This window comes from Streptomyces sp. Qhu_M48 (genome assembly GCF_051305195.1).
Classification (GTDB): Bacteria; Actinomycetota; Actinomycetes; order Streptomycetales; family Streptomycetaceae; genus Streptomyces.
In genome coordinates this window covers 2,356,192-2,380,576 of record NZ_CP195432.1, presented here as the reverse complement: position 1 = coordinate 2,380,576, position 24,385 = coordinate 2,356,192, and the positions used below count along the sequence as shown (strand labels likewise).

At 73.7% G+C, this 24,385-nt stretch carries 22 protein-coding genes and 1 pseudogene; 5 read left to right on the top strand and 18 right to left on the bottom strand.

Annotated elements, in window-relative coordinates:
• Positions 1 to 21 precede the first annotated feature (21 nt).
• From ACRRSS_RS11045 to ACRRSS_RS11035, 3 genes are all read right to left on the bottom strand, one after another.
• Complete coding sequence (locus ACRRSS_RS11045; RefSeq protein ID WP_435971031.1) at positions 22 to 597, bottom strand: histidine phosphatase family protein; 576 nt, start codon at positions 595 to 597, stop codon at positions 22 to 24.
• A gap of 69 nt (positions 598 to 666) precedes the next feature.
• Positions 667 to 1,119, bottom strand: a complete 453-nt coding sequence (locus ACRRSS_RS11040) for a GNAT family N-acetyltransferase (RefSeq protein WP_435971030.1) — start codon at positions 1,117 to 1,119, stop codon at positions 667 to 669.
• Between the two features lie 111 nt (positions 1,120 to 1,230).
• Positions 1,231 to 2,667 carry a PLP-dependent aminotransferase family protein gene (locus ACRRSS_RS11035; protein ID WP_435971029.1) on the bottom strand — a complete coding sequence of 479 codons (1,437 nt, stop codon included), beginning with the start codon at positions 2,665 to 2,667 and terminating at the stop codon, positions 1,231 to 1,233.
• On the opposite strand from ACRRSS_RS11035, the gene ACRRSS_RS11030 reads away from it, so the two are divergent.
• Both ACRRSS_RS11030 and ACRRSS_RS11025 read left to right on the top strand, forming a co-directional pair.
• Positions 2,666 to 3,658, top strand: a complete 993-nt coding sequence (locus ACRRSS_RS11030) for a DMT family transporter (protein WP_435971028.1) — start codon at positions 2,666 to 2,668, stop codon at positions 3,656 to 3,658. The two genes, ACRRSS_RS11035 and ACRRSS_RS11030, sit on opposite strands and share 2 nt — an antisense overlap.
• 83 nt (positions 3,659 to 3,741) lie before the next feature.
• A complete protein-coding gene (locus ACRRSS_RS11025) occupies positions 3,742 to 3,945 on the top strand; it encodes a DUF1918 domain-containing protein (protein WP_435971027.1) in 204 nt (67 codons plus the stop codon).
• Between the two features lie 40 nt (positions 3,946 to 3,985).
• Here the strand turns inward: ACRRSS_RS11025 and ACRRSS_RS11020 are convergent, their stop codons facing one another.
• Positions 3,986 to 5,206, bottom strand: coding sequence for a glycoside hydrolase family 10 protein (locus ACRRSS_RS11020; protein WP_435971026.1), 1,221 nt, complete (start codon positions 5,204 to 5,206; stop codon positions 3,986 to 3,988).
• A gap of 200 nt (positions 5,207 to 5,406) precedes the next feature.
• Here ACRRSS_RS11020 and ACRRSS_RS11015 point away from each other — a divergent pair, with 200 nt between their 5' ends.
• Positions 5,407 to 6,267 (top strand): 3-hydroxybutyryl-CoA dehydrogenase, encoded by an 861-nt coding sequence (locus tag ACRRSS_RS11015; RefSeq protein WP_351905281.1) that lies wholly within the window; start codon positions 5,407 to 5,409, stop codon positions 6,265 to 6,267.
• 93 nt (positions 6,268 to 6,360) lie between these two features.
• Here ACRRSS_RS11015 and ACRRSS_RS11010 read toward each other — a convergent pair whose 3' ends face one another.
• The 10 genes and pseudogenes from ACRRSS_RS11010 to infC form a co-directional block, all read right to left on the bottom strand.
• Positions 6,361 to 6,891, bottom strand: coding sequence for an NUDIX hydrolase (locus ACRRSS_RS11010; RefSeq protein WP_351905278.1), 531 nt, complete (start codon positions 6,889 to 6,891; stop codon positions 6,361 to 6,363).
• 62 nt (positions 6,892 to 6,953) lie between these two features.
• Complete coding sequence (locus tag ACRRSS_RS11005; protein WP_435971025.1) at positions 6,954 to 8,294, bottom strand: transcriptional regulator; 1,341 nt, start codon at positions 8,292 to 8,294, stop codon at positions 6,954 to 6,956.
• 318 nt (positions 8,295 to 8,612) lie between these two features.
• A pseudogene (locus ACRRSS_RS11000) lies at positions 8,613 to 9,679 on the bottom strand (PP2C family protein-serine/threonine phosphatase).
• A gap of 319 nt (positions 9,680 to 9,998) precedes the next feature.
• On the bottom strand, positions 9,999 to 12,527 hold the full coding sequence (gene pheT, locus ACRRSS_RS10995) for a phenylalanine--tRNA ligase subunit beta (RefSeq protein WP_435971024.1): 2,529 nt from the start codon (positions 12,525 to 12,527) through the stop codon (positions 9,999 to 10,001).
• Positions 12,527 to 13,654 carry a phenylalanine--tRNA ligase subunit alpha gene (gene pheS / locus ACRRSS_RS10990; RefSeq protein WP_435971023.1) on the bottom strand — a complete coding sequence of 376 codons (1,128 nt, stop codon included), beginning with the start codon at positions 13,652 to 13,654 and terminating at the stop codon, positions 12,527 to 12,529. Before pheS ends, pheT begins: the two co-directional genes overlap by 1 nt.
• Before the next feature lie 165 nt (positions 13,655 to 13,819).
• Positions 13,820 to 14,965 (bottom strand): ATP-binding protein, encoded by a 1,146-nt coding sequence (locus tag ACRRSS_RS10985; protein ID WP_435971022.1) that lies wholly within the window; start codon positions 14,963 to 14,965, stop codon positions 13,820 to 13,822.
• Between the two features lie 81 nt (positions 14,966 to 15,046).
• Positions 15,047 to 15,886, bottom strand: a complete 840-nt coding sequence (locus ACRRSS_RS10980) for a TrmH family RNA methyltransferase (RefSeq protein WP_435971021.1) — start codon at positions 15,884 to 15,886, stop codon at positions 15,047 to 15,049.
• A gap of 219 nt (positions 15,887 to 16,105) precedes the next feature.
• The gene (gene rplT / locus ACRRSS_RS10975; RefSeq protein ID WP_024760684.1) at positions 16,106 to 16,492 is read right to left on the bottom strand and encodes a 50S ribosomal protein L20; all 387 of its coding nucleotides are present in this window, start codon (positions 16,490 to 16,492) and stop codon (positions 16,106 to 16,108) included.
• A gap of 106 nt (positions 16,493 to 16,598) precedes the next feature.
• Positions 16,599 to 16,793 (bottom strand): 50S ribosomal protein L35, encoded by a 195-nt coding sequence (gene rpmI / locus ACRRSS_RS10970; RefSeq protein ID WP_073818494.1) that lies wholly within the window; start codon positions 16,791 to 16,793, stop codon positions 16,599 to 16,601.
• A gap of 124 nt (positions 16,794 to 16,917) precedes the next feature.
• A complete protein-coding gene (gene infC / locus ACRRSS_RS10965; protein WP_351899781.1) occupies positions 16,918 to 17,664 on the bottom strand; it encodes a translation initiation factor IF-3 in 747 nt (248 codons plus the stop codon).
• 286 nt (positions 17,665 to 17,950) lie between these two features.
• Here infC and ACRRSS_RS10960 point away from each other — a divergent pair, with 286 nt between their 5' ends.
• Positions 17,951 to 18,328: a DUF1844 domain-containing protein gene (locus ACRRSS_RS10960; protein WP_351899783.1), complete on the top strand. Its 378-nt coding sequence runs from the start codon at positions 17,951 to 17,953 to the stop codon at positions 18,326 to 18,328.
• Positions 18,329 to 18,343: 15 nt separating this feature from the next.
• Here the strand turns inward: ACRRSS_RS10960 and ACRRSS_RS10955 are convergent, their stop codons facing one another.
• The 3 genes from ACRRSS_RS10955 to ACRRSS_RS10945 form a co-directional block, all read right to left on the bottom strand.
• Positions 18,344 to 19,075 (bottom strand): SseB family protein, encoded by a 732-nt coding sequence (locus tag ACRRSS_RS10955; RefSeq protein WP_435971020.1) that lies wholly within the window; start codon positions 19,073 to 19,075, stop codon positions 18,344 to 18,346.
• Between the two features lie 74 nt (positions 19,076 to 19,149).
• Entirely contained in the window at positions 19,150 to 20,316 is a 1,167-nt protein-coding gene (gene mycP, locus ACRRSS_RS10950; RefSeq protein ID WP_435971019.1) for a type VII secretion-associated serine protease mycosin, read from the bottom strand.
• Positions 20,313 to 21,728, bottom strand: a complete 1,416-nt coding sequence (locus ACRRSS_RS10945; protein WP_435971018.1) for a hypothetical protein — start codon at positions 21,726 to 21,728, stop codon at positions 20,313 to 20,315. The genes mycP and ACRRSS_RS10945 overlap by 4 nt, the downstream gene beginning before the upstream one ends.
• Before the next feature lie 108 nt (positions 21,729 to 21,836).
• Between ACRRSS_RS10945 and ACRRSS_RS10940 the strand changes: the two genes are divergently transcribed.
• A complete protein-coding gene (locus tag ACRRSS_RS10940; RefSeq protein WP_435971017.1) occupies positions 21,837 to 23,039 on the top strand; it encodes an amino acid deaminase/aldolase in 1,203 nt (400 codons plus the stop codon).
• Here the strand turns inward: ACRRSS_RS10940 and ACRRSS_RS10935 are convergent.
• Positions 23,036 to 24,316 (bottom strand): HAD family hydrolase, encoded by a 1,281-nt coding sequence (locus ACRRSS_RS10935; protein WP_435971016.1) that lies wholly within the window; start codon positions 24,314 to 24,316, stop codon positions 23,036 to 23,038. The two genes, ACRRSS_RS10940 and ACRRSS_RS10935, sit on opposite strands and share 4 nt — an antisense overlap.
• Positions 24,317 to 24,385 lie beyond the last annotated feature (69 nt).

The following is a 24,385-nucleotide window of genomic DNA, read 5'->3' as shown; positions in this document are numbered from 1 at the left end:
CTCCTCCGCGCACACCCGTGTTCAGCGCGGGGAGGCGTCGAGCTGGAGGTGCCAGAGGCCGGGACGGCCGGTGAGCGTGACGGTGGAGAGGGGGCGCACGTCGACGTTCCAGTACGTGGCGGGCGGGGCCTTCAGCGCGTAGACGAGGGCCGCGCGTACGACGGAGGGTTCGGCGACGGCGACGATGGCGCCGTCGTCGGCGGGACGGGTGTCGAGCCAGTTCCCTATCCGGGTGATGAAGGCGAGGAGCGGTTCGCCGCCGTGGGGCGCGGTGCGGGCGTCGGTGAGCCAGGCGTCGACGGCGCCCGGTTCGAGGGCGGCGACCTCGGCGAGGGTCAGGCCCCGCCAGCGGCCCATGTCGCAGTCGCGCAGCGCGGGCTGGACGAGCGGCGCGTAGCCGAGGGCGGTGCCGGTGGCGCGGCTGCGCGGGGTCGGGGAGCAGTAGCGGAGTTCGGCCGCGCCGAGCGGGATGAGCCCGGGCGCGGCCTGCTGTACCTCGTACCATCCGGCCTCGTCGAGCGGCCGGTCGTCGTCGAACCGTTCGGCGAGCAGGGAGGAGCTGCGTGCCGCCGTGACGAGCGTCACCCGAAGACTCATGGGCGCGATCGTGAGGCCGACGGCTCCGCAGGTCAAGGGGTCATTCTCCGGGGACGGAGGGGCTCCGGCTCACTGCTGCCCGAGAGCCATCCACTTGTCCGGATTCTGTAGTGGCGTGAAACCGACCTTCTCGTACACACCGTGCGCGTCGGCGGTGGCGAGCAGGATGCGGCGCAGTCCGTAGGGCGCGAGGTGGTCGCGGACGGCGGTCACGAGCGCGGTGCCGAGCCCGGTACCGCGGGCCGGACGGTCGACGTAGACGTCGCAGAGCCAGGCGAAGGTGGCGTAGTCGGTGACGACGCGCGCGTAGGCGGCCATCTCGCCGGACTCGCGGTGGTAGGCCCCGAGGTTCAGCGAGCCCGCGATGGCGCTGTCCTGCTTCTCCCGAGGTCGGCCGAGGGCCCAGTAGGCGTCCGTGGACAGCCAGTGGTGGACGCGGGCGGCGTCGATCCGCGCGGGGTCGGCTGAGATCTCGTACGTCCCGTGCATGACGGGGCTTTCCGTGGTCGTCCTGTCGCTCATGGCCGAAGGCTGCCAGTGACGCCGGGGCTTGTCAGGCGGATTTGCCGGGGCGTGGCCGGGAGGGGAGCGGGCGGGCGGCGCCGGCCGTCCCCGCGCGGCCCGCCCCGGCGCTCAGGCGGAGAGCTCGTCGACCGCCGTCCGCAGGCGGCGCACGCCCTCCGCGAGTTCGGTGGGACCCGCCACACCCGCGAAACTCAGCCGGATGTGTCCGGCGGGGGGCTCGGCGCAGAAGTACGGGCGTCCGGGCGCCGCGGCGACCCCGGTCCGCAGGGCGGTGGCGACGAGGGAGGCCTCGGGGAGGGCGTCGGGCAGGCGGAGCCAGAGGTGGTAGCCGCCGTAGGGGACGTGGTGCAGGGCGAGCTCGGGCAGCTGGTGGGCGACGGCGCCGGTCAGCGCCTCCCGGCGACTCCTGAGCTCCTGGCCGACGGCCCGCAGGTGGCGGTGCCAGGCGGGCGCGCCGACGAGTTCGAGCGCGGCCTCCTGGAGCGGCCTCGGCACGAAGAAGCTGTCGACGACCTGGATGGCGCGGAGCCGTTCCAGGACCGGGCCGCGCGCCGCGAGCGCGCCGACCCGGAGGCTGGGCGAGGTGGCCTTGGTGAGCGAGCAGACGTGGACGACGACGCCGTCGGGGTCCTCGGCGGCGAGCGGGGCGGGGAGCGGGGGCGCGTCCTCGTGGACGAGCCGGCGGGCGAAGTCGTCCTCGACCACGAAGGCCCCGGCGGCGCGGGCGATGCGGACGACCTCGCGGCGCCGGTCCGGCCCGAGGACCGCCCCGGTCGGGTTCTGGAAGAGCGGCTGGCAGACGAGGACGCGGGCTCCGGTGGCGCGGAACGCGGCTTCGAGGAGCTCGGGGCGGATTCCGTCGGCGTCGGCGGGGACGGGGACGGGGCGCAGTCCGGCGGCGCGGGCGACGGCGAGCATGCCCGGGTAGGTGGGCGATTCCACGAGGACGGGGGTGCCGGGCGGGGCGAGGGCGCGCAGGGCGGTGGTGATCGCGGACTGGCCGCCGGCCGTGATGAGGAGGTCGGCGGCGGTGACGCCGCCGCCGATCTCGCGGGCGAACCACTCGCGCAGTTCGGGCAGGCCGTCGGTGGGCGGTCGGCCCCAGGCGCCGGGCCGGCGTCCGGCGCGGGCGAGGGCGGCGGCGAGGGCCCGCTCGGGCTGGAGGGAGGGGTGGAGGTAGCCGCCGTTGAACTCGATCACGCCCGGCGGCGGCGCGGCGAGGGTGACGAGGACGCCGGAGGCGTCGACGGCCCGGGGGACGAGTTCGGTGGCGGTGTCGGCGCTGAGGGCGACCTCCTGCCAGGAGGTGTCGCCGGTGACGGGGGTGGCGGCACGGGGCTCCGCGCGGAAGGCTCCGGCGCCGGGGCGGGTGACCACGAGCCCTTCGGCGGCGAGCTGCGCGAGGGCCCGGGTGACAGTCACCGGGGAGACCCGATAGCGCTCGACGAGCGCGCGACTCGACGGCAGCTTTCCACCAGGTGAGTAGCGGTTGAGCTCCGCTCTCAAGGACTGCGCCAGTTCCGCGACACTGCTACGCTCGTTCATGAGAGCTCAGGATAGCGCTACTGCCCCGATGACGATAGCGGTGACCACCACCGACGGAAGCACCTCCGCCGGACGCACGGCGGCCGGGAGCACCCCCGCCGCCTCCCACGAGACCCGAGCCGGCCGCCCGGACCCGCTCCCCCGTGGCACCCTGCTCGCCGCTCTCGGCGTGGTCGCCTTCTCGCTCACCTTCCCCTCGACCGTCTGGGGCCTGGAGAGCTTCGGCCCGTGGTCGCTGGTGGCCGTGCGCTCCACGCTCGCCGCCCTCGTCGCGGGCGTCTTCCTCCTCGTCGGCCGGGTGCCGCTGCCGGAGCGCCGCCACTGGGCGGGCCTCGCCGTGGTCGCGGGCGGTGTGGTCATCGGCTTCCCGCTCCTGACGACCCTGGCCCTGCAGACCTCCACCACCTCGCACGCCGCCGTCGTGGTCGGCCTGCTGCCGCTCACCACGGCGGCGTTCGCCGCGCTGCGGACCGGGCGCCGCCCGTCCCGTACGTTCTGGTTCGCGGCCGTGTCGGGCGCCGTCGTGGTGATCGCGTTCACGCTCCAGCAGAGCGGCGGGGCGGTGTCGCGGGGCGACCTGTACCTCTTCGGGGCGCTCCTCGTGTGCGCCGCCGGCTACACCGAGGGCGGCCGGCTCGCCCGGCTCATGCCGGGCTGGCAGGTCATCGGCTGGGCCCTGATCCTCTGCCTGCCGCTGATGGCGGCCGGTTCCGCCGTGGCCCTGACCCTGGAGCCCGTCCACCTGAACGCCCACGGCGTCGTCGGCCTCGTCTGGGTCGCCGCCGGGTCCACCTTCTTCGGCCTGTACGTCTGGTACCGGGGCATGGCGTCGATCGGCATCCCGAAGGCGAGCCAACTCCAGCTCGCCCAGCCGCTCCTCACCCTCATCTGGTCGGTCTGCCTGCTCGGCGAGACCCTGCCGCTCGCCGCCCCGCTCGCGGCGGTGGGCGTCCTGGTCTGCATCGTCGTCACGCAGCGGGCGAGGAGCTGACGAGACGGATCGGGGTGAAACGGGTCACAATGGCAGGAACAGAACCCTCACTGGACGAGCCCGGTCGCGAGGAGGTCACCCCGATGCAGGCGAACGTGGGCGACAAACTGCTGGTGCACGGCAGGACCGTCGGTCACCACGACCGTACGGCCGAGGTCCTTCAGGTGCTGGGGGAGGACGGCACTCCCCCGTACCGCGTGAAGTTCGACGACGACGGTCACGAGGCCCTGATGTCACCCGGTCCCGACACCGTCGTACGCCGTCACCCAGAGGCGGGCACCGGCTGAGAGCCGGTACCGTCCCGGCGCCGGCCCGCCGCCGTCCCCGTCACGGCGGACGGACCACGCTCGGGTAGTGGTCGGCCACCACGGTGGTCATCGCCCCGATCGGGTCCGCCGCGACCTCCTTCGCGGCGAAGTAGCAGTGACCGCCCACCGACGGGTACGCGGCGGCCAGCTCCAGGTGGCGTGACAGCTCCTCCGGGTCCCGCCAGGCCGCGGGCTGGGCGGGGTCGCCCGCCTTGTAGAGCGCCTCGCCGATGTAGAGGCCGACGCCGGTGCCCCGCACCACCCCGTCCCACCAGGTCAGCAGCTTCGCGTAGTCGGAGCCGGGCATGCCGATGTTCCAGTACAGCTGTGGCACCACGTGGTCCAGCCAGCCCTCCCGGATCCACTTCCGGGTGTCGGCGTACAGGTCGTCGTAGGTCTGGACGCCGGAGCTGGTCTCCGAGCCCTCGGGGTCGGTGGCGATGTTCCGCCAGATCCCGAAGGGGCTCGCCCCGAAGTCCACGTCCGGCTTGATCTCCTTGATCCGCGCGGACATCTCGGAGACGAGCAGGTCGGTGTTGTTCCGCCGCCAGGACGCCTTGTCGGGGAAGTCCCCGCCGTACCGCGCGTACGCCTCGTCGTCGGCGAAGACCTGCCCGGCCACCGGGTACGGATAGAAGTAGTCGTCCCAGTGCACGGCGTCGATGGCATAGCGGCGCAGCGCGTCCAGCATCGCGTCCTGGACGAAGCGCCGGACCTCGGGCAGCCCCGGGTTGTAGTAGAGCCTGCCGCCGTAGGGCAGCGCCCACCCCGGGTTGACCCGGGCCGGGTGACCGGCGACGAGCCGGGTCCGGTCCGTGTGATTCGCCACTCGGTACGGGTTGAACCAGGCGTGCAGTTCGAGGCCCCGCGCGTGTGCCTCCTCGACGGCCGTGCCGAGCGGGTCCCAGCCGGGATCGCGGCCCTGCGTCCCGGTGAGGCACTGTGCCCACGGCTCGTACGGCGAGGGCCACAGCGCGTCGGCGGTCGGCCGGACCTGGAGGACGACCGCGTTGAGCCGGCGCTCGACCGCCGTGTCCAGGTGGGCGAGGAGTTCCGCGCGCTGTTCGGCGGCCGGCAGGCCGGTCCGGGAGGGCCAGTCGCGGTTGGCGACCGTCGCCACCCACATGCCGCGGAACTGCGTGCGGCGGAGCGGTCTGCTCCGTTTCCGCCGCTCGGCCCCGGCCGGCGTCGTCCCTGTCGCTCCCGTCACGGCGAGCACCGCTCCGGTGGCACCGGCCACGAACCCTCTTCTGCCGATAGGCCGCACTTGTACCCCTCTTCTGTCGGATACGTCACACCTACCCGGACAGCATGCCCGCCCTGGGCGATCGATCATCGGTTAATGAGCGGTAACGTCGTGGGGTCGAGGCGGACGCACCCGGAATCACACGGTGGCCCCCGCCGCCAGAGAAGAGCGAAAGGCACGAGGTGACGGACTCCATGGCCGACATTGAGCGCGTCGGAGTGGTGGGCTGCGGCCAGATGGGCGCGGGCATCGCAGAGGTGTGTGCCCGGAGCGGCCTTGAGGTGAAGGTCGCCGAGACCACCGGCGAGGCGCTGGAGATCGGCCGCACACGGCTCTACAACTCGCTGGCGAAGGCCGCCGAACGCGGCAAGATCACCGAGGAGGAGCGGGACGCGACGCTCGCGCGGCTCAGCTTCACCACCGACCTGGGCGAGTTCGCCGACCGCGACCTCGTCATCGAGGCGGTCGTGGAGAACGAGCAGGTCAAGACCGAGATCTTCCAGATCCTCGACCAGGTGATGACCCGCCCGGACGCCATCCTGGCCTCGAACACCTCGTCCATCCCGCTGGTGAAGCTGGCCGTGGCGACCTCCCGCCCCGACCAGGTCATCGGCATCCACTTCTTCAACCCGGCCCCGGTGCAGAAGCTCGTGGAGCTGATCCCGGCCCTCACCACCTCCGAGGGCACGATCAGCCGCGCCCAGGCCTTCGCGGAGAAGGCCCTCGGCAAGCACGCGATCCGCGCGCAGGACCGTTCGGGCTTCGTGGTCAACGCGCTGCTCGTGCCGTACCTCCTCTCGGCGATCCGGATGTTCGAGTCGGGCATCGCGAGCCGCGACGACATCGACAACGGCATGGAGTTCGGCTGCGCCCACCCGATGGGCCCGCTGAAGCTCTCGGACCTGATCGGTCTGGACACGATCGCCTCGATCGCCGACTCGATGTACGCGGAGTTCAAGGAGCCGCTGTACGCCGCTCCCCCGCTGCTCCAGCGCATGGTGGACGCGGGCCGGCTCGGCCGGAAGACGGGCTCGGGCTTCTACCCGTACCCCTGATCCGCCGCACCCCCAGGCACCGGACGGCCCGTACACCCGCACAGGTACGGGCCGTCCGGCGTTCCCGCCCGCGGTCGGGGCGCGGCGCGCGTCTCAGCCGAGGCGCAGATGGTGGAGCATCAACAGCCCGGCGGCCATGTTGGCGGCCGGGATCTCGCCCCGGGCGATCATGTCGGGGACCTGTTTCAGCGGGACCCAGGCCCGTCGCGAGGACTCGAACGCGTCCTCCGGCGGTCCGGTGTACGTGGCCCGCTCCGCCCAGTAGAGGTGGTGGCGGGCGTCGGTGAGGCCGTTGGAGGGCTCGACGGTGAGGAGATGGCGCAGCGGCCCCGGCCGCCAGCCGGTCTCCTCCTCCATCTCGCGGGCGGCGGCGGTCTCGATGTCCTCGCCGTCCTCGACGACTCCGGCGGCCAGCTCCCAGCCCCAGCTGTCCGTGATGAAGCGGTGGCGCCAGAGCATCAGGACTTCGTCGGCGTCGTTGACCGCGGTCGCGACGGCCACCGGACGGAGCCGGATCAGATAGTGGTCGAGGTGGCGGCCGTCCGGGAGTTCGACGTCCGCGAGGTTCACCTGGAACCAGCGATTCTCATAGACAGAGTGTTCACTCAGTTTCGTCCACTGCACGTTCTTGCCACCTTCCGACTGGTCGGTGCTTGTTTGGTGGCAATATCGCAGCAGTTGGCTCCTCACAGGGGAACGCGGAGCGCTCCGTCGATGAGAGCCGCCGCCTCCCGGGCATCGCCTCCGCCGCTCGCGAGCAGATGCTCCCGCACCTGACGCAGCCGGTCCCGCAGCCGCCGCGACTCCATCCCCCGTGCCCGCTCGGTCATCTCCACGGCCGTGCGCGCCGCCCCGTCCGCCTCCCCCCGCCGCAGTTCGATCTGGCACAGCATGGCGAGCCGGTGCACCCGGCCCCGGTCGTGCGAGGGCGTGCCCACCGCCATCGACGCGTGTTCGTGGGCGGCGGCGAGATCACCCAGACTGAGCAGGGCCTCCGCGACCTGGACGTTGACGAAACCCGGCTGGACGTACCCCGTCTCGGCCGGCTCCTCCCCAGGGCTGATCCGCTCCGCCGCAGACTCGGCCCGCCGGATGCACGCCAGCGCGGCGACCCCGTCGCCCAGACGCGCGTACGCCTTCGCCTGCATCGCCGACAGATCGGCGGCGAGCGCCGGAGTGATCTGCCGCCCCGCCGTCCGCAGCGCCGCCTCCGCGAACGCGACCGCCTGCCGGTACTCCCCCATGAACAACGACTGGTTGACGAGCAGCGCGATCACATAACCGCCCAGCCCCCGGTCCCCGCTCGCCTTGGCGAGCCGCAGCGCCTGGTGGAAGTAGCGCTGGGCGAGGCCGTGCGCGTCGGCGTCGTACGCGCAGATGCCCGCCACCGCGACGAGTCCGCCGGTGGCCCGGTGCAGCCGCCGGCCGAGGGCGTCGTCGTACGAGCCCCGCAGCAGCGGCGCGGTCTCGGTGGTGAGGAAGCCGACGATCCGGGCCCGGGTCGCGATGCCCCCGGCCTTGCGGTACATCTGCTCGTAGTGGGACCGGGCGGCGCTCAGCACCGTGATGTCGGCGGCCGAGACCGACGTCCGGCCCGAGCGGGAGACGTCCATGTCCTCCGGCGGGTTCTCCCACTCCCACACGGGCATCACCGCGGGGGTTCCGGTCACAGCCGGCGCACCGACTATGTGCGGCCGCTGCTGCTCGTCGGAGCGCCACAGGGCGGCCGCCCGCTCCACGAACCCGGAGAGCGGCGAACCGGTCGCGGGCAGCGGGCCGTCCGGCACCCCGAAACCGATGTCGTCCAGGGTCACCTGCCGGTGCAGCCGCGCGGCGAGCACCTCGCAGATCAGGTCCGGCACCTGGCCACGCGGCCGCTGACCCTTCAACCAGCGCGCCACGGCGGTGTGTTCGTACCGCAGGGGAAGACCCCTGGCCCGGCCGGCCCGGTTCACATGGGCGGCCAGGCCGGCGTTCGAGACGCCCGCCTCGTCGAGCAGGGCGTCGAGCAAGGTGTTGGGCTGCATGGCCGCTCCGGTCGCTCGGTGAACTCAGCGTAGCGGTGGCCGATTTCGTACGGGACGAACCGGTCCGGAGGGCCCCCTTCGGGTCAACTCCGCGCGGCGGATTTCGCACGGGGTGTGAACGGAGTACTCGTTCTTCCGGTCCGCGTACTCTGCCGCGCTCGTCCCCGTACCGATTGACTGTGCTTCTCGCCGCAAGGCGACGACCGGGCCGCCGGCTCCCCCCTCAAACAGTGCGGCCGCCCGGTCCGTGTCGCCCGCCCCGCTGATCTGCCCGACACTCCGTGGCGGGGCGGGCGACGCCGGCACCGCCCCCTCCCCTCAGCAGTGGGAGGAGGAGGCGGGCCGGGGGCGGCGCAGCCCGGGTTCGGCGGGCTGCGCCGGCACCCGGACACGGTCGTTGCGTACGACGAGCAGCGCGACGTCGTCCGCGAGCCGGCCGCCCGTGTGGTGCAGCAGCGCCGTGTGGATCCGGCGGACCAGGTCCGCGGGCGCCTCGCCCGGCATCCCGGCCAGCGCGGTGCCGAGCGCGAAGAACCGGCCCCGGCGGTCACGGGCCTCCTCCGCGCCGTCGGTGTGGAGCACCAGCGTCTCGCCGGGCAGCAGCCGGGCCGCCGTGTACGGAACGGGCGCGGCGGGCAGGGGCAGGACTCCCAGCGGGGAAGCGGTTCGCCGACCGGCAGCCGCTCCGCCGTCCGCCCGAGGCGGTACGGGCCGGGGTGACCGCAGTTGAGCACGGCGAGCCGGCCGTCCGACCGGACCTCCAGGAGCAGCAGGGTCACGAACTCCTCCGCCACCGGATGCGTCGGCTCCGTCCCGGACCGCGCCGGATGCTCGTCCCGGGCCCGCTCCCGCAGATGCCGCTCCAGGGCCCGTTCGAGACGCCGCAGCACCCCGCCGAGTTCGGCTTCGTCATGGGCGGCCTCGCGGAAACTCCCGAGCACGGCGACCACCGCGCCGAGCGCGGCGAGACCGTGCCCCCGGACGTCCCCGATGACGATCCGCACCCCGTACGGGGTGGCCACCGCCTCGTACAGATCGCCGCCGACGGAGGCGCCCCGGAAGGCGGACAACTGCCCGGCCGCCAGCCTGAGTCCGTCGAGGCGGTCGGGTGGCGTGCGCAGCAGCACCTGCTGGGTGACGTGCGCGACGGCCCGCGCCCGCGCCAGCTCACAGGCCGGCCCGCGCCGGAGCCCGAGCACCAGACCGATGCCGACGGTGAGGAAGACGACACTGGTGGCGATCCTCATCGGCAGTCCCGGCTGCCGCGCCAGCGGACAGCCGAACTTCCATGCCACGGCCACCGCGCCCCACGCGGTGGGAAGAGCGAGCGGGGCCAGCCGGCGGAGCCGGGAGCCATCGGAGACCAACGACCTCGTACGGATCATGCACGGCCCTTCCCGAGCCCCGACAGCGCCCGAAGGCCCTGCGGCTCACAGGTCCGCCCCTGCGGCCGCGTCGATTCTGCCGACCGCACGGGCCACCGGGGAACACCCCTCGACGATCTCACCCGAAGGAGTGAGCACCCCCGCCACGCCGCCCTTCGCCAGGGCTCCGCCACGCGCACGCACGGCCGGACACCGCTCGCGCGTACGCGGGGCGGAGCCCCGCGCTCCCGCCACGCGGGGCTCGCCGGAACCGGGGAAACGGCCGGAGGGCCGCCCCGGGGAATCCCCGGGGCGGCCCTCCTGGTGACGTGCTCGCGCGTCAGGCGCCGCGCAGGACGGCTCCCGTGCGCTCGGCGGCCAGGGCCACCGCCGCGTCGCGGGCCGCGGTGGCCTCGTCGACCGTGAGCGTGCGGTCCGGGGCGCGGAACCTCAGGGCGTACGCCAGGGACTTGGTGCCCTCGCCGAGCTGGTCGCCGGTGTAGACGTCGAACAGCCGGACGGACTCCAGGAGTTCACCCGCGCCCTCGCTGAGGGCGGCCTGGACGTCGGCGGCCGGGACGTCGTGGGCGACGACCAGGGCGACGTCCTGGGTGGCGACCGGGAAGGAGGAGATCCGGGGGGCCTTGAGCGGACCCTCGTTCGCCTTCTCCAGCAGGTCCAGGTCGATCTCCATCGCGCAGCTGCGCGCCGGCAGACCGAACGCCTTCACCACGCGCGGGTGGAGCTCGCCGGCGTGACCGACGAGGACCTTCTCGCCGTCCACCTCGACGTGGAACGCGGCGCAGCGGCCCGGGTGCCACGGGGCGTGCCGGTCGGCGCTGATGATCAGCTCGACCCCGGCCTCGGCGGCCACGGTCCGGCCGGCCTCGACCGCGTCGGCCCAGTCGGACGGACGGCCCTTGCCCCACCAGCCGGCCTGCTCGCGCGCACCAGTGAGGACGACGGCGGCACGGCGCGGCTGCGCGGGCAGCGCGGCGTTGACCTCGGCGATCTCCTCGTCGGTGGGGCGGCGGTCGACGGGCAGCCGGACGGCGACGCCGGGCTGCCCCTGGGGACGGAAGACCAGACCGGTCTCGAAGAGCGCCAGGTCGTGGCTTCCACGGCTGTCGTTCCGGCGGAGCGCGCCGAGCAGACCCGGGAGCAGGGTCGTGCGGAGCGCGGGCTCCTCGTCCGAGATCGGGTTGACCAGGGTGACGAGTCGGCGACGGGCGTCGTCCGCGTCGAGACCGAGGTTGTCGAGGGCCTGCTCCCCGATGAACGGGTAGTTCAGCGCCTCGACGTAACCGGCACCGGCCAGGGCGCGGCCCACCCGGCGGTGGACGCGCTGGCGCTCGGTGAGCCCGCGGCCGGCCGGCGGCTTCGGCAGCGTGGAGGGCAGGTTCTCGTAGCCTTCCAGCCGGATGACCTCTTCGGCGAGGTCGTTCGGCTCGCCCAGGTCGGGGCGCCACGACGGCACGGTGACGACGAGCTCGTCCTGGCCGTAGACGTCGCAGCCGACCTCCTGGAGGCGGCGGACGACGGTCTCGCGGCCGTAGCCGACGCCCGCGACCTTGTCCGGGTGGTTCGCCGGCATGGTGATCGTGCGCGGCGCGGACGGGGCGCTGATCTCGGTGACGCCGGCCTCGGCCGTGCCGCCCGCGAGCAGCACGAGGAGGTCGACGGTGCGCTGCGCGGCGGCCGCGGCGGCCTGCGGGTCGACGCCGCGCTCGAAGCGCTTGGACGCCTCGGAGGCGAGCCGGTGACGGCGGGCCGTCCGCGCGATCGAGATCGCGTCGAAGTGCGCGGCCTCGATGACGACCTCGGAGGTGCCGGTGATGTAGCCGGTCTCGGGGTCGGTCTCCGGGTCCGCGATCTCCGTGTGGGCGCCGCCCATGACACCGGCGATGCCGATCGGGCCGCGGTTGTCGGTGATGACCAGGTCCGCGGCGTCCAGGACGCGCACGGTGCCGTCGAGAGTGGTGATCTTCTCGCCGGCGTCGGCGCGGCGGACCCCGATGGGGCCGTCGAGCCGGCTGCGGTCGTAGGCGTGCAGCGGCTGGCCGAGCTCCAGCATCACGTAGTTGGTGACGTCGACGGCCAGCGAGATCGGACGCATGCCGGCCTTCTGGAGCCGGCGGCGCATCCAGATCGGGGAGCGGGCCTCGGGCGCCAGACCGACGACGGTGCGCGCGGTGAAGCGGTCGCAGCCGATGGGGTCGGTGATCTGGACCGGGTAGCCGTACGAGTTGGGCGCGGGCACGTCGAGGAGCGCCGGGTCGCGCAGCGGCAGCCCGTAGGCGGTGGCCGTCTCACGGGCGACACCGCGCATCGAGAGGCAGTAGCCGCGGTCCGGGGTGACGGCGATGTCGAGGACCTCGTCGTAGAGCTCCAGGAGGACCGTGGCGTCGGTGCCGATCTCGTGCTCCGGCGGCAGCACGATGATGCCGTGCGTGCCGTCGTCGCCCATGCCGAGCTCGTCGCCGGAGCAGATCATGCCCCGGGAGACACGGCCGTACGTCTTGCGCTCGGCGATCCGGAAGTCACCCGGGAGCACGGCGCCGGGCAGGGCCACGACGACCTTGTCCCCGGCGGCGAAGTTCCGGGCGCCGCAGATGATCTCCTGGGGCTCGCCGGTGCCGTTGGCCTGGCCGACGTCGACGGTGCAGAAGCGGATGGGCTTCTTGAAATCCGTCAGCTCCTCGATGGTGAGGACCTTGCCGACCACCAGCGGGCCGGTCAGGCCGGCGCCGAGCTGCTCGACGGTCTCGACCTCGAGGCCTGCCGAAATGAGCTTGGCCTGGACGTCACGCCCGGTCTCCGTCGCCGGCAGGTCGACGTACTCCCGCAGCCAAGAAAGCGGGACCCGCATCAGATCTCCATCCCGAACGGCCGGGTGAACCGGACGTCACCCTCGACCATGTCTCGCATGTCGTCGACGTTGTGGCGGAACATCAGCATCCGCTCGATGCCGAACCCGAAGGCGAATCCGCTGTACTTCTCGGGGTCCACGCCACAGGCGACGAGCACCTTCGGGTTGACCATGCCGCAGCCGCCGAGCTCGATCCAGCCCTCGCTGCCGCAGGTGCGGCAGGGGCGGTCGGGGTCGCCGACGGACTCGCCACGACAGACGTAGCAGAGCATGTCCATCTCGGCGGACGGCTCGGTGAAGGGGAAGAAGTTCGGGCGGAGCCGGGTCTTCATGTCCGGCCCGAAGAGCGCCTGGACCATGTGGTCCAGGGTGCCCTTGAGGTCGGCCATCGTCAGGCCCTCGTCGACGGCGAGCAGCTCGATCTGGTGGAAGACCGGGGTGTGCGTGGCGTCGAGCTCGTCGGTCCGGTAGACGCGGCCGGGGCACACGACGTAGACCGGGGGCTCCCGGTCGATGAGCGTGCGGGCCTGCACCGGGGAGGTGTGCGTACGGAGCACGACACCGGACTCGTCGCCCGTGGTGCCCTCAGGGCCCTGGACGAAGAAGGTGTCCTGCATCTGGCGCGCCGGGTGGTCCGGGACGAAGTTGAGGGCGTCGAAGTTGAACCACTCCGCCTCGACCTCGGGACCCTCGGCGACCTCGTACCCCATGGAGACGAACACGTCGGCGACGCGCTCCATGAGGGTGGTCAGCGGGTGGCGGGCACCGGCCGGGACGCGGTCGTACGGCAGGGTGACGTCGACGGCCTCCTCGACGAGGACGCGGGCGTCACGCTCGGCCTCCAGCTCGGTCTGGCGGGCGGCGAGCGCCTTGGAGACGACGCCGCGGGCCTGGCCCACGAGCTTTCCGGCGGCGGCCTTCGCCTGCGGGGGCAGGGCACCGATCTCCCGGTTGGCGAGCGCCAGCGGCGAGGTGCCACCGGTGTGCGCGGTCTTCGCCTGCGCGAGCGCGTCGAGGTCGCCCGCGGTGGCGAAGGCGGCGAGCGCCTCGTCCCGCATGCGCTCGATCTCTTCCGGTTTCAGTGCCTCGACCTCAACCGGGTCGTACGACTTATTGGGTGCGGACATCTCTTCCCGTGCTTCCGTTGGCTGGCTGGGCGGCCCCGCTCGACGTCAAGGGCGCAAACGTGCCAAAGGACGAGTCTAACGGGGTGGGGGGACGCGAATGAGCCCGTGGGCAGGCCGGGCGGCCTTTGATCTCGTCCGATCCTGTCTGATTCCTGTCAGATCTCGTCAGATGAGATGGGCCGGGGTGCCGACGGGCAGGATAAATCGGAACTCGGCCCCGCCTCGGGGGCCCCTTCCGACCGTGATGGTGCCGCCGTGGGCCTCGACGACGCCCTTGACGATGTAGAGACCGAGTCCGGTGCCGCCGCGTTTGCTGCCCCGCCAGAAGCGGGTGAAGACGCGGCTCATCGACTCCTCGGGGATGCCGGGGCCCTCGTCGCTCACGGTGACCTCCGTCCCCTCTTCTCCGTCGTCGCCCGCGCTCGCGGGTGCCACCTCGATGGTGACGGTTCCCTCCCCGTGGCGCACCGCGTTTTCGAGGAGGTTCCCGAGGATCTGGTCGATCTTGTCGGGGTCGGCCCAGAGGGCGGGCAGCTGGGGCCTGATCCGTACGAAGAACCGGTCCGGGGACTGGCCGCCGGTGGTGTGCACCTGGACGTGCCGGCCGACGGCGGCGGCGATGTCGACGGGCTGGCGGCGCACCTCCAGCCGGCCGGAGTCGATCCGGGAGATGTCGAGGAGTTCGGCGATGAGCCGCTTGATGCGGCCCGCGTCGGCGTCGACGGTCTCCAGCATCAGCCGCTTCTGCTCGTCGTTGAACCGCTCCCACTTGGTCAGGAGGGTGGCGGTGAAGCCCTTGACGGAGGTCAGCGGGGAGCGCAGTTCGTGGGCGACGGTGGCGATGAGCTCGGCGTGGCTGCGCTCGGTGCGGCGGCGCGCCTCGGTGCCGCGCAGCGAGACCACGACCCGGCGCACCGGGCCGGTGGGGTGCTCGCGGACGTACCGGGCGGAGACGAGGACCTCGCGGCCGCCGGGCAGCAGGAGGTTGCGCTCGGGCTGGCCGCGGCGGGTGGCGAGCCCGCCGTACGGGTCGGTCAGTGACCACCAGCGGCGCCCCTTGAGGTCTTCCAGGGGCAGCGCCACGTCCAGGGGGAGGCCGAGGGCGCGGTCGCCGGGGACGGCGGTGATACGGCTGGCGGCGGCGTTGAAGCAGACGACGCGGCCGTTCTCGTCGGCGACGACGAGCCCGTCGGGCAGGTCGTCGGGGCGGACCCCGGCGAAACCGTCGGTCACGTCCGCCGGGTCCGGTGGCTCCGGGGCGTGCGGCTCGGCGCTCCGTGCCTGTGCGGGACTGTCCGTGCCGACCGTCATCCCCGTTCCCCACCCCTCCGGGTAGCGCGGTGGGCCCCCGAGTGCGTCACTCTACTGGGCGGGGAGGGCGGAATGGACCCCTCAGGCGGAGGTTCGGGGGCGCTGGGCGCGGGCGGAGGCGTACAGACAGACCGCGGCGGCGGTGGCGAGGTTGAGGCTCTCGGCCTTGCCGTGGATGGGGACGCGGACGACGGCGTCGGCGAGGGCCCGGGTCTCCTCGGGCAGCCCCCAGGCCTCGTTGCCGAAGATCCAGGCGGTGGGGCCGCCCATGGTGCCGGCGTCGAGCTCGGCGTCGAGGTCGTCCTGGCCGGCCCCGTCGGCGGCGAGGATCCGGACGCCCGCGCCCTTCAGGCCGGCGACGACCTGCTCGACGGGGACGCCGACGGCGACCGGCAGGTGGAAGAGGGAGCCGACGGAGGCCCGGACGGACTTCGGGTTGTACAGGTCGACGGAGGCGTCGGTGAGGACGACCGCGTCGGCGCCGGCGGCGTCGGCGCAGCGCAGCACGGTGCCGGCGTTCCCCGGGTCGCGTACGTGGGCGAGGACGGCGACCAGCTTGGGCCGGGCCGCGACGATCTCCTCGAACGGCGAGTCGAGGAACCGGCAGACGCCGACGATCCCCTGCGGGGTGACGGTCTGGGAGACCTCGGCGAGGACGGCGTCGGAGGCGGGGTGGACACGGGCGCCGGCGGCGAGGGCGGCGTCGATGATGGCGCTGTGGCGCTCGGCGGCCTCGACGGTGGTGAAGAGCTCGACGAGCGTGGGCTCTCCGGTGGAGCCGCGGTGCTCGACGGCCTCGCGGACAGCCTGCGGGCCCTCGGCGATGAAGAGGCGGTCCTTGCCCCGGAAGTTGCGCTTGGCGAGCCGCCGGGCGGCGACGACGCGCGGGGAACGCGGGGAGATCAGCTCGGGGGTGACCATGAGGTGCGGCGGTTCTCTCTTCGGGGCCGGGTGGCTACGGGGTCCGGGGGTTCCACCCGCCGGGCGGTTGCGGTGACCGGCGGCTTCGGTGCCCGGGGGCGGCGGCTCCGGGCCGGACCGGCCCGGTTCCGCCGAACACCCTCCAGGGGGCGGACGCACCCGGACCCGCAGGCGCGTGCGCGCCTGCGGGTCCGGGCGGAGGTACTGCGGCCTGGAAGATCAGGCGGCGGCCTTCGGGGCGTTGACGTCGGCCGGCAGAGCCTTCTGCGCGACCTCGACCAGCGCGGCGAACGCGTTGATGTCGTTGACGGCCAGCTCGGCGAGGATCTTGCGGTCCACCTCGATGTTGGCGGCGTTCAGACCCTGGATGAGGCGGTTGTACGTCATGCCGTTCTGGCGGGCAGCGGCGTTGATGCGCTGGATCCACAGACGGCGGAAGTCGCCCTTGCGCTTCTTGCGGTCGTTGTAGTTGTAGACCAGCGAGTGGGTGACCTGCTCCTTGGCCTTGCGGTACAGGCGCGAACGCTGACCGCGGTAGCCGGAGGCCGCCTCGAGAATCGCCCGGCGCTTCTTGTGGGCGTTGACTGCCCGCTTGACGCGTGCCACTTGTTAACTCCTTGTAGCGGGGTCGTGGTTGGACTCACACGACCCGAAAAACGAATGGGTCCCGGACTTGGCCGGACGCCCTCGTCGCCGAGGGCGGGGGATCAGATCAGATGCCCAGCATCTTCTTGATCTTGGCCGCGTCGCCCGGGGCCATCTCCGCGGTGCCGGTGAGGCGACGCGTCAGCTTGGACGACTTGTGCTCGAGCAGGTGGCGCTTGCCGGCGCGCTCGCGCAGGATCTTGCCGGAGCCGGTGACCTTGAAGCGCTTCTTGGCACCGGAGTGCGTCTTGTTCTTCGGCATCGCGCCGTATCTCCTCGTCAGTGGCGCTCCCCACCGGTGCGGGCACCGGCGCTCCGGGAGCGTCAATTCTGTGTTCGGTGGGTCCGGGCGGGGCCCAGGGCTGCCTGGATGGCAGCCCGTCGGGTCACGCCTCGGGGGTCTCGGCCGGAGCCTCGACGACCGGAGCCTCGGCCTCGGCGACCGGGGCGTCGGCCTCGGCGGCCGGAGCCTCGGACGTCTCCTCGGAGGTGACGCCCTGGCGCTCGGCCTTGCGTGCGGCCTGGGCCTCACGCGCCTCGGCCATGGCCTCGGTCTTCTTCTTGTGCGGGCCGAGAACCATGATCATGTTCCGGCCGTCCTGCTTCGGGTTGGACTCGATGAAGCCAAGCTCCTCGACGTCCGACGCCAGCCGCTGAAGCAGCCGGAAACCAAGCTCGGGACGGGACTGCTCACGACCACGGAACATGATCGTGATCTTGACCTTGTCACCCTGCTTGAGGAACCGGACGACGTGACCCTTCTTGGTGTCATAGTCGTGCGGGTCGATCTTCGGCCGGAGCTTCATCTCCTTGATGACCGTGTGCGCCTGGTTCTTGCGCGCCTCACGGGCCTTCATGGCCGACTCGTACTTGAACTTCCCGTAGTCCATGAGCTTGCACACGGGCGGACGGGCGGTCGCCGCTACCTCGACCAGGTCGAGGTCGTACTCCTGTGCGAGCTCCAGGGCCTTGGCAAGCGGAACAATCCCGACCTGCTCGCCGCTGGGTCCGACAAGTCGCACCTCGGGAACGCGAATCCTGTCGTTGATGCGGGGCTCGGCGCTGATGGATCCTCCTAGGTAGCACCACGCGACCGCCTGGCGGACGGACGCGCACTGTCTGTTTCTGGCCACCCGAGCCGGTGCATGAAAAAAGCCCCGGACGGGACACAGGCGGGGCTCCACGGAAATACCGGAGCACCGCCGCGGTCAACCGCGGGGCGCACATCGGGCGGCTCCATCGTCCGTACGGAACGATGGGCGCCACCTGACCGGTGACCCGCCACCCGCGAGGGTGGTCAGGTGGGAGTACGGAGCCTCCACTTGTGGGCCGGGCACACACGTGTCCGGCCGGTCGTTACACAAGGTTAGCAGGACCCGGCGGTCTCCGCTAACCGAGGACCGGCATATCGTATGGGGCATGAGCGAGACGCCCCAGAACGAGTCCCCGGACTCCCCCGACGCCCCCGACTTCGACGCCATGACCCGCGACATCGCGGAGGTCCCCGCGGTCGAGGTGATCGTGACCGTCGCCGTCAACCTGATGAGCGCCGCCGCGGTGAAGCTCGGGCTCACCGAGGAGGGTGACAAGTACAAGGACCTCGACGAGGCCCGCAAGCTGGTGCACGCGCTCGCGGGCCTGCTGGACGCCGGCGCGACGGAGGTCTCCTCCTTCCACGCCGCTCCCCTGCGGGACGGGCTGAAGTCCCTCCAGCTCGCCTTCCGCGAGGCCTCCCTGGTCCCGGACGAGCCGGGCCAGGGACCGGGCGAGAAGTACACGGGCCCCGTGTACGGCTAGGACCGCGTCACCGTTTCACCGCTTCACGTAGAAGGGCTCGCCCGGAGGGGTGGCCGAGGCCGGCAGGAGTGCCAGGTCGAGGCCCCGCACCAGGCGGGCCCTCAGTGTCTCGTCGGCGGCCAGGGCGCGGGCCACACGCCGCGCGGCCTCCGCGGGCGAGCCGTCCCCGGCGAGGACCAGGGCGAGCGTGCCGTCGGCGGCGCCGGGGCCCAGGTGGGCGCGGAGCACCGCGGGCTCGGCGGCGACGGCGGCCCGCACCGCCTCCCGTACGGCGGGATCGTCGAGCGGGTCGGCGCTGGTGCGGCCCTCGGCCAGGGCGAGCAGGGCCGAACCCGTCAGCTGGTACGGCACCGGGCCCGCGAGGTCCAGGACGACCGTGTCCGCCTTCTCGTGCGCGGCCGCCTGGAGCGCCTGGTGCAGGGGGACGGCCACGGGCCGGGCCTCCGGGTCCCACAGGGCGAGCGCGGCGATCGAGGTGAAGGCGGGCAGGGCGCGCCGGTCGCCGGCCGTGAGAGTGGGGACCGCCATGTCGCTGGTCTTCTCGCGGCGCAGGCCGTTCTCGTCGGTCTCGACCTCGCCGAGGACGGCGACCACGGGGACGAGGAGCCGGGCCTCCCGCAGCGCGTCGAGGACCGGGCCGTGGGCGGTTCTGTCCTCCGCCCAGGCCGCCAGGGCCGCGGCGAGCCGTGGGTCGGCGGTGCCGTCGTCGTCGGAGAAACCGGGGTCCGGGATGTTCTTGAGCGCCACGCACCGAGCCTAACCGGGACCCGGGGGCGCCCGGCCCGCCGGGGTCCGGAGGGTCGGCGGGGGTTCCCGGACGGTCAGCGGGTGCGGTGGGCGCGGCGCAGGACGACGGCGGTGAGCAGCAGCAGGGCGCCGAGCCCGCCCGCGAGGGGGGCGAGCAGCCCGATGGGGCGGCTCTCCTCGGCTGCGGGCACCGGGCCGGGCCCGAAGTACCGGCCCTGGTAGCCGGTGACGCTGTTCTTCGGGTCGCCGCCCTTGATCCGGGCGCCCGCCTCGATCGCGGCGGCCGGGTCCACCGTCCCGTACCCCTTGGCGTCGCTGCGGCCGCCCTTCGGCCGGCTGCGGGCGGTGTCGATGAGCAGCCGCTTGACCTGCGCCGGGGTGAGGTCGGGGTGGGCGGCGCGGACCAGGGCGACGGCTCCGGAGGCGAACGCGGCGGCGGCGCTGGTGCCCCAGCCCTCGTAGTAGCGGCGGTCGGGGTCGGCGATGGCGATGTCGACGCCGGGGGCGCTGACGGTGGCGTACCAGCGGCTGGTGGAGAAGGAGGCGTGGGTGCCGTAGCGGTCGACGGCGGTCACGGCGATGACCCCGGGGTAGGCGGCGGGGTAGGAGATGTGGTCGCCCTTCTCGCCGCCGTTGCCCGCGGAGGCGACGACGGAGACGCCCTTGCCGAGCGCGTACTGGACGGCGGCGTCCTCGCCCGCGTCGGGATGGGCGGACTTGGAGTCGTCGCCGAGGGAGAGGTTGATGACGTCGGCGCCGTGGTCGGCGGCCCAGCGGATGCCCTCGGCGAGGGCGGTGCCGCGGGTCTTGCGGGCCTTGTCCCGGGACTTGTCGGCGCCTTCGAGGATGACCCGTACGGGAAGGATCTCGGCGTCGGGGGCGATGCCGAGGACGCCGTCCCCGCCGTCGGGGCCGTGGCCGTGCCCGGCGATGATCCCGGCCATCGCGGTGCCGTGCCGCGCCCAGGCGCGGTCGCCCCTGGACGCGCCGAAGCCGACCAGGTCCCGGCCCGGCAGGACCGAACCCTCCAGGTCCGGGTGCTGGGCGTCGACGCCGGTGTCGAGGACGGCGACCGTGACGCCCTTGCCCTTGGTGGTACGCCAGGCCTCCGTGGTGTGGAGCGCTTCGAGGCCCCACTGGCGGGCCCGGATGGTGTCGGCGTGCGCGGGCGTCGTGGTGGCGGGCAGGGCGGTGAACGCGGCGGCGAGGAGGACGGCCGCGGGGGTACGGAGGCGGGTCACCGGGCGTTCTTCTCCTTCGCCGCCGCGGCGGCGGTCGTGCGGAGCAGTCGCTCGAAGCGGATGGTGATGTTCTTGGCCTCGTGGCCGAGACCGGACTGCGCGGTGGCGTCGGTGCGGCCCTTGGCCATCGCCCGGTCGGCGGGCTGCGGACGGTCGACGGCCCGGCCGTCGGCGAAGCCGGAGACGGCGGTGACGACGACGGGGAGGTCGGCGGGGGCGCTGAGCCACCAGCCGGCCCGCTGCTTCGCGCCGAAGCCGGCGGCGACGGTGCCGGGGCCGGGGAGCGCCGGGGGGACGTCCTCGCCCAGGCGGGCGGTGAGCCCTCCGGCACCCTGGGCGAGGGTGCGCTGCGAGGCGACGTCGGCGCGGGTGAACACGAGGCCGACGGTGATCACGCCGCTGGCGGTGGCGTCGGTGTACGTGGCGCGCAGGACGCGCTCGCAGCCGAGCGGCCGGAGGGTGGCGAGCAGCCCCTTGGCCAGGACGGCGGGCGTGCACGCGGTGTCCGGGGCGACGACGATCCGGGTCCAGGTGCGCGCGGCGCCGCCGGGGCCCGCGCCGGGGCCCGCGAGGGTGCGGGGGAAGAGGGTGTCGACGGGGGCGTTGTGCCAGAGGTCCATCGTCTCGGTGTACCCGGCGGGTTCGGCGGGCTTCCCGGGTTCGGCGGCGGCCATCCACACCCCGGCGAGGGCGCCGCCGATGAGCCCGGCCCCGAGCACGGCGCAGACGGCGACGGCGACGGTCCGCCCGGTACGCCGCTCGCGCACGGGGCGCAGCCGCGTGGTGATCTCGACGGGTACCTCGGGGGGCGGGAAACCGGGGGTACGGAGCCCGCCCGGGGTGCCGTGGGGCGTGCCCGGGGTGGAGGCACGGGGCGGGACGGGCCGGGCGGGCGGAGCGGCGGCCGGCGCCCACGGGGCCGGAGCCGGGCGCGCGGGAGCGGAGGCGGCGAGCGGGGCCTGCGGGGCCGGGCCCGGGCGGGCGGGAGCGGAGGCGGCGGGAGCGGGCGTCGGCCGAGGGGCGGCGGGCTGCGGGGTGGCCGCGCCGGGCGGGTCCGCGGGTGCCGGGCGGGTCGCCGGGCGCGGCGGGGCCGGGGGCGCGGGTGCCTGGGCGCCGGGGTCGGACGCGGGACGGCCGGACGTCGGGTGCGTCGGGGCCGGGCGCGGGGGGCCCGCGACAGGACGGGCCGGAGCCGCCGTCGGGCGGGGCGGGGTCGTGGACCCCGTCGCCGGGTGCGGGTGGGACGGGGACGGCGTCGCCGGGCGGGGCGGGGGCTCCTCGGACGGGCGGATCGCCCGGAGCCTCGTCGTCGTCTCCACCGCGAGCGGCTCCGGTGCGGGCTCCGGAGGGCGGGTCGGCAGGAGGGCGTCGGTGATGCGCGAGGTCGTGCGGGGACGCTGCTCGCCGGTCATCCCCGTCCCCCGCTCGTGTCGACAATGCCCGTCACTCTACGGGCTGTTCCCCCTGGCACGGGAACCCAGGGGCTACCCACCCGTAAACCTGTCTGGCAAGCTCGGGCCATGACTCCCCGTGCCGCCGACCGGGCCCGTTACGACCGGGCCACCGCTCATCTCGACGCGCCCGTGGCGATCGTCGATCTGGAGGCCTTCGACGCCAACGCGGCGGACCTCGTCCGCAGGGCCGCGGGCAAGCCGATCCGGGTGGCGAGCAAGTCCGTGCGGTGCCGGGCGCTGCTGGAGCGGGTGCTGGCGCGGGAGGGCTTCGCCGGGATCATGTCGTTCACGCTCGACGAGTCGCTGTGGCTGGCGCGCGCCGGGTTCGAGGACGTGCTGCTCGCCTACCCCTCGGCGGACCGCTCCGGGTTCGGGGAGCTCGCGCGGGACCCGAAGCTCGCCGCCGCCGTGACCGTGATGGTCGACGACGTGGCGCAGCTGGACCTGATCGACGCCGCCCGGGCGGGCGGCACGGAGGAGGTCCGGGTCTGTCTGGAGCTGGACACGGCACTGAGTCTGCTGGGCGGCCGGATCCGGGTCGGTGCCCGCCGCTCCCCGCTGCGGGAGCCCGCGGAACTGGCGGAGCTGGCCCGTTCCGTGGTGCGGCGTCCCGGGTTCCGGCTGGTCGGGATCATGGCGTACGAGGGGCATGTCGCGGGGGTCGGGGACGCGCTCGCGGGCCGGCCGCTGCGTTCGCGCGCGATCCGGCTGATGCAGGCGGCGGCCCGCAGGGAGCTGGCGGAGCGTCGGGCGGCCGTGGTGCGCGCCGTCCGGGCGGTCGCTCCGGACCTGGAGTTCGTGAACGGCGGCGGGACCGGCAGCGTGCAGCACACGGCCGCCGAGGACGCGGTGACGGAGATCGCCGCGGGTTCGGGGCTCTTCGTGCCGCGCCTCTTCGACAACTACACCTCGTTCAGCGGCCGCCCCGCCGCGCTCTTCGCGCAGCCCGTCGTCCGCCGCCCGGGGGTCGGCGTGGTGACCGTGCTCGGGGGCGGCTATCCCGCGTCCGGGGCGGCGGGCCCGGACCGGCTGCCCGTGCCGTACCTGCCGGAGGGCCTGCGGTACGACCCGCAGGAGGGTCCGGGCGAGGTGCAGACCCCGCTGCTCGGCTCGCCGGCCGACGATCTGCGGATCGGCGACAAGGTGTGGTTCCGGCACGCGAAGGCCGGCGAGCTGTGCGAGCGGTTCGAGAGCCTGCGACTGGTCGAGGGCGACCGGGTCACGGCGACCGTGCCGACGTACCGGGGCGAGGGGCAGACCTTCCTCTAGGACGGGAAGACCCGGTCCGGCTGGTCCGGGATCACGCTGCCGTCGGGTCGGCGGACCGGTTCCGCCGTGCCGTCGGACGCCCTGTATCCGGTGGTGGCGCAGGGGTACGGGGTGGTCTTCCGCTGCTTCGGCTCGATGAACATGGGGTTGACGACCCAGCGGCCGTCGCCGTTCTCGTACGCCCGGCACATGAGTTCGTTCTTGTTGCGGTTGAGGACCAGGCGCAGTCCGGTGGCGTCCCGCAGGAAGGAGATGTCGGTGTCGGAGTCGCCGGCGGCGAAGACCTGGCGCCGGGAGGCGGGCTGGACGCGCTCGGCGGCGGGGCCGCGGACGCCGAAGATCTCCTGGTTGATCCAGCAGCGCTTGCCGTCGATGTAGGTGATCATCGCGTCCTCGCCGTCCCGCACGGTCCCGCAGCCCTCGAGGTGGGCGGTGAGCCGGCCGCGGTCGGTGGTGTTGCGGATGCCGAGGGCGTGGGAGGGCTCGACTCCGACGCCCTTCGCCCAGACGTCGACGACGGGTTCGGGTGAGGCGGAGACGATCCAGACGTCGAAGCCGGCGGCCCGGAGCGTGCGGATCAGGTCGCGCTGCTGGGGGTAGTAGCGGACCCAGCCGGTGACCCGGGCGGTGCCGACGCGCTGGGTGGCGCCCTGCGGGGCGGCGAGGTTCTCGGCGCGGGCCGCGGCGGCGAAGGACTCGACCTCGCGGGTGGTCCAGCCGCGCAGGAGCTGGGCGAGCCATGCGTACTGGGGTTCCATGCGGCGGTGGTCGAAGCCGGCGAACGCGTCCGCGCCGCCGCTGGTGGCACCCGTTCCGTAGACGGCGAGGATCTCGTCGGCGCAGCGTGTGTCGGTGGCGGTGGGGAGGGTGCGTACGCGGGAGGGGCAGGCGTCGCCCAGGGCGGCCGCGGCCTGGGGGGTCAGGTACCGGCTGGTGGTGGACCAGTCTCCGTTCCTCGGGGGCCGGAGGCGGTCGTTGCGGAGCAGCCAGTAGAGGGTGGCGTCGCCGACGTCGTTCTTGATGACGGTGTTGTCCCAGTCGAAGACCGCGACGGGCTTGCGCCCCTTGTCGCGGCAGTGGTCGGCGACGAGGGCGTCGAGGCGTGCCCTGTTGTCGCCGTACCAGCCCTCGGAGACCGTGAGGGTGGGGCACGGCCGGGGCGCGCGGTGTTCGTGGGGCCTCGCCTCGGCGGTGGTGGCGGCGCCGAGGTTCGTGGCGGCGAGGGCGAGGGCGGCCGCGGCGGCCGCGGACGTACGGAGTCGGGGGCGTTGTTTCATGATCACTCCTGTCGGGGCTGTTCCGGACACGGAACAGCCGGGCGCCTCGCGACGCCCGGCTGCCGGGTG

What these genes read in the sequence shown, in the direction of transcription:
- ACRRSS_RS11045 (WP_435971031.1), bottom strand. Translation starts at nt 597, where the DNA reads ATGAGTCTTCGGGTGACGCTCGTCACGGCGGCACGCAGCTCCTCCCTG.
- ACRRSS_RS11040 (WP_435971030.1), bottom strand. Translation starts at nt 1,119, where the DNA reads ATGAGCGACAGGACGACCACGGAAAGCCCCGTCATGCACGGGACGTAC.
- ACRRSS_RS11030 (WP_435971028.1), top strand. Translation starts at nt 2,666, where the DNA reads ATGAGAGCTCAGGATAGCGCTACTGCCCCGATGACGATAGCGGTGACC.
- ACRRSS_RS11035 (WP_435971029.1), bottom strand. Translation starts at nt 2,667, where the DNA reads ATGAACGAGCGTAGCAGTGTCGCGGAACTGGCGCAGTCCTTGAGAGCG.
- ACRRSS_RS11025 (WP_435971027.1), top strand. Translation starts at nt 3,742, where the DNA reads ATGCAGGCGAACGTGGGCGACAAACTGCTGGTGCACGGCAGGACCGTC.
- ACRRSS_RS11015 (WP_351905281.1), top strand. Translation starts at nt 5,407, where the DNA reads ATGGCCGACATTGAGCGCGTCGGAGTGGTGGGCTGCGGCCAGATGGGC.
- ACRRSS_RS11005 (WP_435971025.1), bottom strand. Translation starts at nt 8,294, where the DNA reads ATGCAGCCCAACACCTTGCTCGACGCCCTGCTCGACGAGGCGGGCGTC.
- pheT (WP_435971024.1), bottom strand. Translation starts at nt 12,527, where the DNA reads ATGCGGGTCCCGCTTTCTTGGCTGCGGGAGTACGTCGACCTGCCGGCG.
- pheS (WP_435971023.1), bottom strand. Translation starts at nt 13,654, where the DNA reads ATGTCCGCACCCAATAAGTCGTACGACCCGGTTGAGGTCGAGGCACTG.
- ACRRSS_RS10985 (WP_435971022.1), bottom strand. Translation starts at nt 14,965, where the DNA reads ATGACGGTCGGCACGGACAGTCCCGCACAGGCACGGAGCGCCGAGCCG.
- ACRRSS_RS10980 (WP_435971021.1), bottom strand. Translation starts at nt 15,886, where the DNA reads ATGGTCACCCCCGAGCTGATCTCCCCGCGTTCCCCGCGCGTCGTCGCC.
- rpmI (WP_073818494.1), bottom strand. Translation starts at nt 16,793, where the DNA reads ATGCCGAAGAACAAGACGCACTCCGGTGCCAAGAAGCGCTTCAAGGTC.
- ACRRSS_RS10960 (WP_351899783.1), top strand. Translation starts at nt 17,951, where the DNA reads ATGAGCGAGACGCCCCAGAACGAGTCCCCGGACTCCCCCGACGCCCCC.
- ACRRSS_RS10945 (WP_435971018.1), bottom strand. Translation starts at nt 21,728, where the DNA reads ATGACCGGCGAGCAGCGTCCCCGCACGACCTCGCGCATCACCGACGCC.
- ACRRSS_RS10940 (WP_435971017.1), top strand. Translation starts at nt 21,837, where the DNA reads ATGACTCCCCGTGCCGCCGACCGGGCCCGTTACGACCGGGCCACCGCT.
- ACRRSS_RS10935 (WP_435971016.1), bottom strand. Translation starts at nt 24,316, where the DNA reads ATGAAACAACGCCCCCGACTCCGTACGTCCGCGGCCGCCGCGGCCGCC.